The organism is Azospirillum sp., assembly GCF_035627195.1.
Classification (GTDB): domain Bacteria; phylum Pseudomonadota; class Alphaproteobacteria; order Azospirillales; family Azospirillaceae; genus Azospirillum.
In genome coordinates this window covers 1-10,716 of record NZ_DASPMG010000411.1, presented here as the reverse complement: position 1 = coordinate 10,716, position 10,716 = coordinate 1, and the positions used below count along the sequence as shown (strand labels likewise).

The window sequence follows — 10,716 nt, the reverse complement described above, 5'->3', positions numbered from 1 at the left end:
GCCTCGTCGCCCAGAAGAACGCCGCCGCGTCCGAGGAGATCGCCGCCACCATGCAGCAGCTCTCCCGCCTCGCCGACGAGACCCGCCAGCAGGTGGCGCGCTTCAAGGCGCTGTAGGTGTCTACCGCCGGCTGATGCCGCGGCGGTCCATCTCGTCCTCGATGGCGCGGCGTTCGCGCTGGAGCTGGCGCTGTTCGTCGGACACCCGGCCGAACTGGTCGCGCAGGTCGTTGTCGGACCAGCGGCTGTACTCGCTGCGGCCGGAACTCCGGTCGGTGTCCCGCGACGAGGAGCCCTCCAGCCGCCGCTCGCGGGTGTTCTGGCGGTCGCGCTCAAGGCGCTCCTCCTCGCGGGCGCGCTGCTCGTTCTCGTAGGTGTTGGGGTTTACCGCGCGGTTCAGCTGGTCGAGCGCGCCGCCCCAGCCGCCGCCCTGGCCCTGGTTCTGCTGCGCCTGCGCCGCCGGGCTCAGCAGAAGGCCCAGAAGAAGGAAGGTTCCGACCGCCGTGGCGGCCATGGTCAACGTACGTTTCATCGTCCACTCCCTCGATAGGCGCGGCCGGCGTTGACGCCGGCCATGACCGGGACAACCGGGGAGGAGAGGGGATTGTTTCGTGTGGCGACGGATATTTCAGCGCGCCAGCCGCTCCAGATAGGCGACGAGGTCGTCGATGTCGCCGCGGCTGAGGTTCAGGTTGGGCATCGGCGGGTGCGGGTCGGTGAGCCACGCGCGTAGCCAGCGCTGGTCGGTGGCGCGATTGCGGGCGACCTGCGGAAGGGAGGGGGCGGCGTCACTGCCGGCCTGCCCCTCGGCCACCACGTGACAGGCCGTGCACCAGCGCTCGGCGATGGCGCGCCCGTTCCGCGCGTCCGCCGCACCGGCGGGGCCGTGCGGCAGTACGGCCAGCAGCAGCGCGCCTGCGGCAAGCCGCTTCATCGCTTTGCGCCCTTGAGGCTGAGCAGGTAGGCGACGATGTCGTCGGTCTGTTCGACCGTCAGCCGGACGTTCGGCATGATGGGGTGCGAGGTCTGCAGGTAGGCCCGCAGGGCCAGTTCGGTGATGCCGGCGTCCTGCACCCGCTCCACGAGGTTGGGGGCCAGCGGATCACCGCCGCTCTTCTGGTCCGGGGCGACGACGTGGCACTCCCCGCACATCTCCCGCGCCAGCGTCTTGCCATAGCCGGGGCGGCCGACCCCGTTGGTCGCCGCGAGGGCCGGCGCGGCGGCGAGCAACGCCGCCAGGGCCAGGCCGAATGCGATTCCCGCGCACCGCATGCCGCTTCTCCTTATCGGTCAGGAGAACCTTGGGCATGGTAAATCCGCCGCTGCGAACAGTCGAGTCATGACTTGCTGCAAGCCCCATGAGTTAAGAAAGGTTAAATTGAGGTAAACCGTTAAGCGCATGAGGCATCGGGCGCGGTTGCGCCCTCCGGCAAATCGCCATAGTCAACATCGCCAGAGCCAGATGGGCACCGGCCTGTTACGGAACTGGAGGCGTCATGACTGCATTGCCGAACGCGGACGGTCGGCCGCTGAATGTCCTGCTGGCCGAAGACGATGCCTTCATGCGGTCGATCATCGCCAACCTCATCCGCACCTCCGCCCGCTGCGACGTGGTCGTTGCCGGCAACGGGCGGGAGGCCGTCGACCGCCTGACGGCCGGCGATATGCCGATCGGCATCGCGCTGCTGGACTTCGTCATGCCGCAGGGCAACGGGCTGGAGGTGGCGCAGCGCATTCGCGTGGGCCTGGACCGCGTGCCGCGCGACCTGCCCATCGCCATGCTGACCGGCCGGCGCGACGCCGGGCTGGTGCGCGCGGCGATGGAGCTGGACGTCAACGCCTATGTGGTCAAGCCGGTGACGAAGGAAGGGCTGTTCTCCCGCCTGGAGCGCGCCCGCGCCATTCCCATCAAGCTGAAGGACCCGGACGCCTACCGCGCCGTCGACATCCCGAACCCATGGGGGCCGGAGCGGCCGAAGAGGGCGGTGGCCCCGGCCGAGGTGCTGCCGGAGCCCGCCCCCTGCGCCGCCGCACCCCGCATCACGCGGGTGGAGAAGCGCATCGACGCGCTGCTTCCCGGCGACCTTCTGGCGCGGAGCGTGCGCGGCCACAGCGGCGAGATCCTACTGCCCGGTCATATTCGCCTGGACCGCGCGCTGATCGCCCGCCTGTCGGACCTGGCCGAGATGGGAATGATCCCGCCCGTCGTCTTCACCGTGGAGAAGGAGGCGCCGGGGAATGGGCCCGGAAACGAATAGCGGCGGCGCCCTCTTCGCGACCCTCGACTCCGCACCGGCCGGCGTCGTCCTGCTCGACGAGGCGTGCGCGGTGCTCTACGCCAACGCCCGCGTGCCCGACATCCTGGGCGTCGACCGCGCGGACCTCGGCGGGGCGGTGGCGCAGCTGATGGGCGGGGCGCTGCTGGCGCGCGGGCTGGACGACCACGAGATGGCGGTGGAGTTCACCCGGCCGGACGGCGCGGTGCGGGCGCTGCGCCTCAGCATCGACAATGTCGGCTTCGGCGTGGGCGAATCCACCATCGTCTGGGTCTACGACGTGACCGAGATGCGCAACGCCTACGTCGAGGCGGAGCGGGCGGCGCGCCACCAGTCGGCCTTTCTGGCGACCATGAGCCACGAGATCCGCACGCCGATGAACGGCATCGCCACCATCGCCGACCTGCTGGCCGAGACGCCGCTGGACGCCGACCAGCGGCGCATGGTGCAGACGGTCCGCGCGTCGTCGGAAGCGTTGCTGGCAATCATCGACGACGTGCTGGACTTCTCGAAGATCGAGGCCGGCCGCCTGGAGATCGAGGATGCGCCCTTCGCCCCCGCCGCCGTGGCGCGCGGCGTCGCCGACCTGCTGCGCCCCCGGGCGGAGGAGAAGGGGCTGCGCCTGTCCGTGCGGGTGGCGGAGACGGTGCCGGACTGGGCAACGGGCGACGGCAACCGGCTGCGGCAGATCCTGATCAACCTGATCGGCAACGCCGTCAAGTTCACCGACCGTGGCTTCGTGCGCCTGGGCGTCTCCGCCCCGTCGGCCGGCGGCCTGCGGTTCGAGGTGGAGGACAGTGGCATCGGCATCACGGGGGAGCAGCGCCTGCGCCTGTTCAGCCCCTTCGTGCAGGCCGACGCCAGCATCGCCCGGCGCTTCGGCGGCAGCGGGCTGGGCCTGTCCATCTGCCGCGGGCTGGTCAACCTGATGGGCGGTGCCATCGGCGTGGAGAGCCAGCCCGGCGAGGGCTCCCTGTTCTGGTTCGAGGTGCCTTTGCCCGCCTGCGGTGCACCGGAGAGCGAGGCCGGTGCCGGGGCGCCGGTCGCTGGCCCATGGGCAGTTCCGGACCGCCGCGCGGCCGAGACGGCGGGCGCGGTCGTCCTGTGCGCCGAGGACAACTCCACCAACCGCTATGTGCTGGAGCGCGTGCTGACGCGGCTGGGGATCGTCTTCGACATGGCGGCGGACGGTGCCGAGGCGCTGGAGCGGCTGCGTTTCGGCGTGCACGGGCTGGTGCTGAGCGACCTGCACATGCCGCGCCTGGACGGCTATGCCCTGGCCGGCGCCATCCGAAGCGCCGAGGCGGAGGCCGGGCGCGCCGAGCGCCTGCCCATCCTGGCGCTGTCCGCCGACGGCGTGCGGGGTGCGGTGGAAAAGAGCCTCGCCGCCGGCATGGACGGCCACCTCGTGAAGCCGATCCGCCTGGAGGAGCTGAACGCGGCGCTGCTGCGGCACCTGCCGGCCGCCGGGGGCCTGCGCACGCCCCTTGCCGATCCGCCTTCGAAGGAAGCGCCGCCGGCCGCCGCCGCGCTGGACCTGTCGCTGCTGCGCGACCTGATCGGCGACGATCCGGACGCGCTGCGCGGCGCCCTGGAAGATTTCCGCCGCACCGCCGCCGACCTCGTGCAGGTCATCGAGCGGGACACCGACAGCCTGGAGGAGCGCGGCACCGCTGCCCACTCCCTCAAGTCCTCCGCCCGCTGCGTCGGCGCGCACGACCTGTCGCGGCACGCGGAGGCGTTCGAGGAGGCGGCACTGGCGGGGGACGAGGCGCTGGCCGGTGTGCAGGTTGCGGCGATACGGGAAGCGTTCCACCGCTGGGCCGCGCTGGCGCTTGGCACCAACCTGCGGTGACGTTGGGTTTTCGGCACGGCCTCAACCCAACCTGCAAAATCCCCCTCGCCCGCCGGGGGCGGGAGAGGGGGAGATTGGATCACTCCACCGTCACGCTCTTGGCGAGGTTGCGGGGCTGGTCGACGTCGGTGCCCTTCAGCACGGCGGTGTGGTAGGCCAGCAGCTGCACCGGGATGGCGTAGAGCAGCGGGGCCACGATGGGGTCGCAGGCCGGCAGTTCGACCGACCAGCGCACGCGGTCGCCCAGGCGCTCGACACCCTTCTTGTCGGCCACCAGCAGCACCTTGCCGGAGCGGGCGCAAACTTCCTGCACGTTGGACACCACCTTCTCGAACAGGCCGTCGGACGGGACCAGGACGATCACCGGGACGGACTCGTCGATCAGGGCGATGGGGCCGTGCTTCAGCTCGCCCGCCGCGTAGCCCTCGGCGTGGATGTAGCTGATCTCCTTCAGCTTCAGTGCCCCTTCCAGGGCCAGCGGGTACATGGAGCCGCGGCCGAGGTAGAGCACGTCGCGGGCCTCGCTCACCTCCTGCGCCAGTTCGTGCAGGCGTTCGTCGTGGGCCAGCACGTCGGCGGCGCGGGCGGGGACCTCGCGCAGGGCATGGGCGATCTCGCGCATGCGCTCCGGCCCGATGGCGCCGCGCGCGCGGCCGACCACGGCGGCGAGGCAGGCCAGCGTGGTCAGCTGCGTGGTGAAGGCCTTGGTCGAGGCGACGCCGATCTCCGGGCCGGCCATGGTCATCAGCACCGCGTCGCTCTCGCGCGCGATGGTGCTCTCCGGCACGTTGATGACGGACAGGATGTGCTGCCCCTGCCGCTTGCAGTAGCGCAGCGCCTCCAGCGTGTCCAACGTCTCGCCGGACTGCGAGATGAACAGGGCGACACCACCCTCCGGCATCGGCGCCTCGCGGTAGCGGAACTCCGACGCGATGTCGATCTCGACCGGCAGCCGCGCCAGCGTCTCGAACCAGTACTTCGCCACGAGGCCGGCGTAGTAGGCGGTGCCGCAGGCGACGATGGTCAGGCGCGGCGCCTTGGCGATGTCGAAGGGGAACTCCGGCATCGAGATGTAGGCGGTTTCGGGGTTGATGTAGGCGTTCAGCGTGTCGCCGATCACCTGCGGCTGCTCGTAGATCTCCTTGAGCATGTAGTGGCGGTAGCCGTCCTTGCCGATCAGCGCGCCCGACAGCGCCGTCGTCTTCACCGGGCGGTCCACCACGGCGTTGGAGGCGTCGTGCACGGTGCAGCCGGTGCGCGTCACCTCCACCCAATCGCCGTCTTCCAGATAGCAGATGCGGTTGGTCAGCGGCGCCAGCGCGAAGGCGTCGGAGGCGAGATACATCTCCCCCTCGCCATAGCCGACGGCCAGCGGCGTGCCGTGGCGGGCGCCGATCATCAGCTCGTGCTCGCCGGCGAAGATGAGGACCAGGGAGAAGGCGCCCTCGAACCGCGCGAAGGCGGCCTTGGCGGCCTCCACCGGCGTCTTGCCGGCGTCCAGGTAATGGGTGACGAGGTGGGCGATCACCTCGGTGTCGGTGGCGCTCTCGAACACGCGGCCTTCGGCCTGCAGCTCGGCCTTCAGTTCGGCGTAGTTCTCGATGATGCCGTTGTGCACCACGGCGACGCGCTTGGTGGCGTGCGGGTGGGCGTTGTCCTCGGTCGGGCCGCCGTGGGTGGCCCAGCGCGTGTGGCCGATGCCGATGGTGCCCGGCAGCGGGTCGTCCCGCAGCTTCATCTCCAGGTTGACCAGCTTGCCCTCGGCCCGGCGGCGGTCGATGTGGCCGTTGACCAGCGTCGCCACGCCGGCGCTGTCATAGCCCCGGTACTCCAGGCGCCGCAGGCCCTCCACCAGCCGGGGAGCCGCCTCGTGCACGCCGATGATGCCGATGATGCCGCACATTGAACCGTATCTCCTGGAAAGACGGACCCGAACGATAGGAGGAGCCCGAGCTTATGCCTTCTTCGCCTTTTCGGCGCGCTTTCGTTCGCGGAACCGCGCGGCCCAGCCGGGGTAGGCCTGCTGACGGCCGCGCGCCACCGCCATCGCGTCGCCCTCGACGTCGGTGGTGACCACGCTGCCGGCACCCACGATGGCCCCGTCGCCCACCTTGACCGGCGCCACCAGCGACGAGTTGGAGCCGATGAAGGCCCCCGCGCCGATGTCCGTGTGGTACTTGCCGAAGCCGTCGTAGTTGCAGGTGATGGTGCCGGCGCCGATGTTGGCCTTCGCCCCCACCCGCGCGTCGCCGATGTAGGTCAGGTGGTTGACCTTGGCGCCGGCCTCGATCCGGGCGTTCTTGATCTCGACGAAGTTGCCGATGTGCGCGTCCTCGCCGATCTCCGCACCGGGGCGCAGGCGGGCGTAGGGGCCGATGACGGCGCCGCTGGCGACGCTGACCTGCTCCAGATGGCAGAACGGCTTGATCTCCACGCGGTCGGCCACGGTGACGCCGGGGCCGAACACCACGTTGGGTCCCACCACCACGTCGCGGCCAAGGCGCGTGTCGGGGCTGAAGAAAACGCTGTCCGGGTCGATCAGCGTGGCGCCGTTGTCCATGGCCGCTTTGCGCAGGCGGCGCTGCATGATGCGCTCCACCTCCGCCAGCTCGGCGCGGGAGTTGACGCCGATCACCTCGGCCGGCGTGCCCTCGACCACGGCGCAGGGCAGCCCTTCGGTGCGGGCGATCTGCACCACGTCGGTCAGGTAGAACTCGCCCTTGGCGTTGGCGTTGCCGATGCGGTTGATGAGGCCGGTCATGCGCGCGCCGTCGAACGCCATCAGGCCGGCGTTGCACAGGGTGACCGCGCGCTCCTCCTCGCTGGCGTCGAGGTATTCGACGATCTTCTCCAGCCCGCCGCGGGCGTTGAGGATCAGCCGGCCGTAGGCGCCGGGATCGTCCGGGCGCATGCCCAGCACGACGACCGCCGGGTTGCCGGCCTGACGGCGGGCGTTGACCATGGCGCGCAGCGTTTCCGGCGTGACCAGCGGCGTGTCGCCGTACAGCACCAGCACGTCGCCGTTGAAGCCTTCCAGCAGGCCGAAGGCGGCGCGCACGGCGTCGGCGGTGCCGCGCTGCTGCTCCTGCACGGCGGTGGGGTAGGGGGCGACGGCGGCCGCCACGTCGTCCATGCCGGGGCCGACGACGACGACCACGTGGTCGGGGTCAAGCTCCGCCACGGCGGCCAGGACGTGGCCGACCATCGGCCGGCCGGCGACGCGGTGCAGGACCTTGGGCAGGTCGGACTTCATGCGCGTACCCTTGCCGGCGGCAAGGATCACGCAGGCGAGCGGACGGTGCGGCATGCTTTCCCTGGACTGTCCGTGGTCGGTTGCGCGTGCGCAAACGCGCGATGATTTAGTGCCACAAGCGGCAGGCAAAGCCCAAGTCAACTTTTGTGTCACGTTGTCATATAGGACGTGCGGTGACGAAATAGCCAGAACGGGCGTTTGCGCCGCCGGAATATGTCTCAGGTTGCGTCGGAGGATGCTTCGGCGTTGCCCCGTCTTCGCCTGTGGGGCGCGGGGGTGTTGCTGATTCGTGTACGAAGTTTTCCGGGCGTACCTACCCGGTCGGGCGTTGTGGGCGTTGGGTGGAATGCGCTATGCAGCCTACCCGATCGTCTCGCGAGGTCTGTTCCGATGACTGCTCGTCCGCCGTTTTCCGCTCTCGTCTTCGATTTCGACGGCACGCTGATCGACAGCGTCCCCGACATCGCCCGCGTGCTGAACCGCACGCTGGCCGAATTCGGGCGACCGGCGCTGGCCGTGGAGCAGGTGCGAACCATGGTGGGCGACGGTTCGGCCACGCTGGTCCGCTCCGCCTTCGCCGCCACCGGCGGCGAGCTGGAGGGGGACGCGGCGCAGACGGTGCTGAAGGCGTACCTCGACAATTATTACGAGGACACGGCGGAGCCGTCGTGCTTCTACCCCGGCGTGCCGGAGACGCTGCGCGGCTTCGCCGCCCAGGGCATCAAGCTGGGCCTGTGCACCAACAAGCCGGAGCGCATCGCGCGCAAGCTGCTGGGCCTCCTGGGCGTGGCCGACCTGTTCGGCGCGGTGGCCGGCGGCGACACGCTGCCGACCCGCAAGCCAGACCCGGGCACGCTGTCCTGGGTGCTGGACCAGTTGGGCGAGCGCGACGCCGCCATGGTGGGCGACAACGGCCACGACGTGAAGGTGGCGCGCGCCGTGGGCATCCCGGTGGTGGCGGTCAGCTACGGCTACCCGCGCATGCCGGTTTCCCAACTGGGAGCGGACGTGGTGATCGACCACTTCGCCGATCTGCCGGCGGCGCTGGCCAAGCTGTCGACGGAAAAGCTGGCGGGCTGAGCGGGGCGCGCTATCATCGTCGAAATGGATGCGGGCTTCAAAGCCCCTCTCCCTTGAGGGGAGAGGGGTTGGGGTGAGGGTGGTTACGGCTGGATGGCCGGATAAGATGAATCATTGTCCCGGCTGCCGCCGGTAACGACCCCTCATCCCAACCCTTCTCCCTCAAGGGGAGAAGGGCTTTAGGTTCGCGGCAACGACGACAAGGCCGCGAGATCCCCAAGGGACCCGGCCGGGTAGGGATTGGGACCACCATGACGTTGACGGCGCCACCCACGGGGCCGGCTTCATGAGGCTCGTGATCACGGACCTCAACCACCGCTACGACGACCTGCCGGTGCTGGAGGACGTCAGCCTCACCGTGCGCGAGGGTGAGGTGCTGGCGGTCATCGGGCCGTCGGGCTGCGGCAAGTCCACGCTGCTGGGCATCGCCGGCGGGATCGTGGCGCCGACGTCCGGCACGGTGGAGACGGTGGGCGAACCGCCGGCCGGCTGCCTGAACCCGGTTACCTTCATCTTCCAGGACTTCGCCCTGCTGCCCTGGCGCACGGTGGAGGCGAACGTGGCGTTGGTGCTGGAGCACCACCCGCTGTCCGGTGCCGAGCGGCGCGAGCGGATCGAGGAGGGCCTGCGCCGCATGGGCCTGTGGGAGTTCCGCGCGGCCCTGCCCAAGCAGCTGTCCGGCGGCATGCGCCAGCGCGTCGGCATCGCACGCGCTTTGGCGGTGCGTCCGGCCATGCTGCTGCTGGACGAACCGTTGTCGGCGCTGGACGCGCAGACGCGCGAACTGCTGATGGAGGACTTCCTGGACCTCTGGCGGCGCGACCGCACCACCGCCGTCTACGTCACCCACAATCTGGATGAGGCGCTGCACCTGGCCGACCGTGTCGCCGTGTTCAGCCGCCGTCCCGGCCGCCTGCGCGAGATCGTGACCATCGACGCGCCGCGCGAGGAGCGCATGACGGTGGAGGGCCAGCGCCGCCTCGTGGAGATCCGCGAGCGGCTGTGGCACCTGATCCGCGACGAGGCGCAGCGTGCCGACCGGGAGCTGTCCGATGCCTGACGCGCGCGATCCGATGCGGGAAGCGATGGTTTCGGCGCGGCCCGTGCGCTTCCGGGGCGGCGGCTTCACCGTGTCGCCGCGCCGCTGGGCGGCGCTGGTCGCCTTCGCGCTGCTGCTGGCGGTGTGGGAGGGGGCGGGGCGGCTGGGCTGGGTCAGCGTGCTGTTCCTGCCGCCGCCGACGATGGTCGGGCGCGCACTGCTGGACATGGTGCAGGACGGATCGCTGTGGCAGCACCTGCGCGCCTCGCTGCTGCGCATCGGCGTGGGCTGGGCGCTGGGCACGCTGGCGGGGCTGAGCGTCGGGCTTGCCATGGGCATCTTCTCGCTGGCCCGCGCGGTGGGACTGCCGCTGGTCTCGGCGCTGTTCCCGATCCCGAAGATCGCGCTGTTGCCGCTGTTCATCCTGTGGTTCGGCATCGGCGAGCCGTCGAAGTTCGCCACCATCGGCTTCGGCGTCTTCTTCCCCACCGTGATCGCCGCCACCAGTGCCGTGGACGCGGTGCCGCGCAACCTGATCCGCATGGCGCAGAGCTTCAACCTGCCGTGGCCGCGCATCGTGCTGAAGATCGTGCTGCCGGGGGCCCTGCCGGGCATCCTGGCGGGCTTCCGCATCACGGCGTCGATCGCGCTGATCCTGGTGGTGGCGGCGGAGATGATCGGGGCCGAGTACGGCATCGGCGCCTTCGTGCTGAGTGCGGGCAACCTGATGCTGACCGACCAGTTGCTGGCCGGCGTGCTGGTGCTGTCGGTGCTGGGGCTGGCGATCGGCACCGTGCTGACGGTGCTGGAACGGCGCCTGCTGCGCTGGCGGTAGGGATTTCGTAGCTTCGTAGGTTGGGTTGAGCCGCAGGCGAAAACCCAACGTGTTCGCGGGGCCGCGTGTGTTGGGTTTTCGCTGGCGCTCAACCCAACCTACGGTTCGGCCTTTGATAAGGGGAGGGGAACGTGCAGAGGAATTGGATGTTCGGCCGGCGGGCGATGCTCGCGGCCATCGGTGGTGCGGTGCTGGCGGCAACCAGCCCGGCGCTGGCGCAGGGGCTGGAGAAGACGTCGGTGGGCGTGCTGGCGCTGTCGTCCTCGGCGCCGATCTACATCGCCAAGGCCAAGGGCTATTTCGAGAAGGAAGGGCTGGACGCGGAGCTGAAGATCCTCACCTCCGCCCAGCAGGTGCCGGTGGCTGTGGCGTCGGGCGA

At 70.3% G+C, this 10,716-nt stretch carries 11 protein-coding genes; 6 read left to right on the top strand and 5 right to left on the bottom strand.

What is annotated here, in order from left to right; all coding sequences use genetic code 11:
• Nucleotides 1–120: 120 nt before the first annotated feature.
• The 3 genes from VED21_RS35540 to VED21_RS35530 form a co-directional block, all read right to left on the bottom strand.
• Nucleotides 121–531 (bottom strand): hypothetical protein, encoded by a 411-nt coding sequence (locus VED21_RS35540; protein WP_324890660.1) that lies wholly within the window; start codon nucleotides 529–531, stop codon nucleotides 121–123.
• Between the two features lie 96 nt (nucleotides 532–627).
• Entirely contained in the window at nucleotides 628–933 is a 306-nt protein-coding gene (locus VED21_RS35535) for a c-type cytochrome (protein ID WP_324890658.1), read from the bottom strand.
• Nucleotides 930–1,271 (bottom strand): c-type cytochrome, encoded by a 342-nt coding sequence (locus VED21_RS35530; protein ID WP_324890656.1) that lies wholly within the window; start codon nucleotides 1,269–1,271, stop codon nucleotides 930–932. Before VED21_RS35530 ends, VED21_RS35535 begins: the two co-directional genes overlap by 4 nt.
• Before the next feature lie 224 nt (nucleotides 1,272–1,495).
• Between VED21_RS35530 and VED21_RS35525 the strand changes: the two genes are divergently transcribed.
• Both VED21_RS35525 and VED21_RS35520 read left to right on the top strand, forming a co-directional pair.
• On the top strand, nucleotides 1,496–2,257 hold the full coding sequence (locus tag VED21_RS35525) for a response regulator (protein ID WP_324890654.1): 762 nt from the start codon (nucleotides 1,496–1,498) through the stop codon (nucleotides 2,255–2,257).
• Nucleotides 2,238–4,130: an ATP-binding protein gene (locus VED21_RS35520; RefSeq protein ID WP_324890652.1), complete on the top strand. Its 1,893-nt coding sequence runs from the start codon at nucleotides 2,238–2,240 to the stop codon at nucleotides 4,128–4,130. Before VED21_RS35525 ends, VED21_RS35520 begins: the two co-directional genes overlap by 20 nt.
• Nucleotides 4,131–4,209: 79 nt before the next feature.
• On the opposite strand, the gene glmS is transcribed toward VED21_RS35520, so the two are convergent.
• Together glmS and glmU are read right to left on the bottom strand one after the other, a co-directional pair.
• Nucleotides 4,210–6,033 (bottom strand): glutamine--fructose-6-phosphate transaminase (isomerizing), encoded by a 1,824-nt coding sequence (gene glmS, locus VED21_RS35515; RefSeq protein WP_324890650.1) that lies wholly within the window; start codon nucleotides 6,031–6,033, stop codon nucleotides 4,210–4,212.
• Nucleotides 6,034–6,084: 51 nt separating this feature from the next.
• Nucleotides 6,085–7,437, bottom strand: a complete 1,353-nt coding sequence (glmU, locus tag VED21_RS35510) for a bifunctional UDP-N-acetylglucosamine diphosphorylase/glucosamine-1-phosphate N-acetyltransferase GlmU (RefSeq protein WP_324890648.1) — start codon at nucleotides 7,435–7,437, stop codon at nucleotides 6,085–6,087.
• 336 nt (nucleotides 7,438–7,773) lie between these two features.
• On the opposite strand from glmU, the gene gph reads away from it, so the two are divergent.
• The 4 genes from gph to VED21_RS35490 all read left to right on the top strand — a co-directional run.
• Nucleotides 7,774–8,463, top strand: a complete 690-nt coding sequence (gene gph / locus VED21_RS35505; RefSeq protein ID WP_324890646.1) for a phosphoglycolate phosphatase — start codon at nucleotides 7,774–7,776, stop codon at nucleotides 8,461–8,463.
• Nucleotides 8,464–8,749: 286 nt separating this feature from the next.
• Complete coding sequence (locus tag VED21_RS35500; RefSeq protein ID WP_324890644.1) at nucleotides 8,750–9,523, top strand: ABC transporter ATP-binding protein; 774 nt, start codon at nucleotides 8,750–8,752, stop codon at nucleotides 9,521–9,523.
• A complete protein-coding gene (locus VED21_RS35495; protein ID WP_324890642.1) occupies nucleotides 9,516–10,337 on the top strand; it encodes an ABC transporter permease in 822 nt (273 codons plus the stop codon). Before VED21_RS35500 ends, VED21_RS35495 begins: the two co-directional genes overlap by 8 nt.
• Nucleotides 10,338–10,468: 131 nt before the next feature.
• A partial coding sequence (locus VED21_RS35490; protein ID WP_324890640.1) for an ABC transporter substrate-binding protein occupies nucleotides 10,469–10,716 on the top strand: 248 nt, incomplete at its 3' end.

Excerpts from the sequence above, each read along its gene's own strand:
- VED21_RS35540 (WP_324890660.1), bottom strand. The coding sequence starts at position 531 with ATGAAACGTACGTTGACCATGGCCGCCACGGCGGTCGGAACCTTCCTT.
- VED21_RS35535 (WP_324890658.1), bottom strand. The coding sequence starts at position 933 with ATGAAGCGGCTTGCCGCAGGCGCGCTGCTGCTGGCCGTACTGCCGCAC.
- VED21_RS35530 (WP_324890656.1), bottom strand. The coding sequence starts at position 1,271 with ATGCGGTGCGCGGGAATCGCATTCGGCCTGGCCCTGGCGGCGTTGCTC.
- VED21_RS35525 (WP_324890654.1), top strand. The coding sequence starts at position 1,496 with ATGACTGCATTGCCGAACGCGGACGGTCGGCCGCTGAATGTCCTGCTG.
- VED21_RS35520 (WP_324890652.1), top strand. The coding sequence starts at position 2,238 with ATGGGCCCGGAAACGAATAGCGGCGGCGCCCTCTTCGCGACCCTCGAC.
- glmS (WP_324890650.1), bottom strand. The coding sequence starts at position 6,033 with ATGTGCGGCATCATCGGCATCATCGGCGTGCACGAGGCGGCTCCCCGG.
- glmU (WP_324890648.1), bottom strand. The coding sequence starts at position 7,437 with ATGCCGCACCGTCCGCTCGCCTGCGTGATCCTTGCCGCCGGCAAGGGT.
- gph (WP_324890646.1), top strand. The coding sequence starts at position 7,774 with ATGACTGCTCGTCCGCCGTTTTCCGCTCTCGTCTTCGATTTCGACGGC.
- VED21_RS35500 (WP_324890644.1), top strand. The coding sequence starts at position 8,750 with ATGAGGCTCGTGATCACGGACCTCAACCACCGCTACGACGACCTGCCG.
- VED21_RS35495 (WP_324890642.1), top strand. The coding sequence starts at position 9,516 with ATGCCTGACGCGCGCGATCCGATGCGGGAAGCGATGGTTTCGGCGCGG.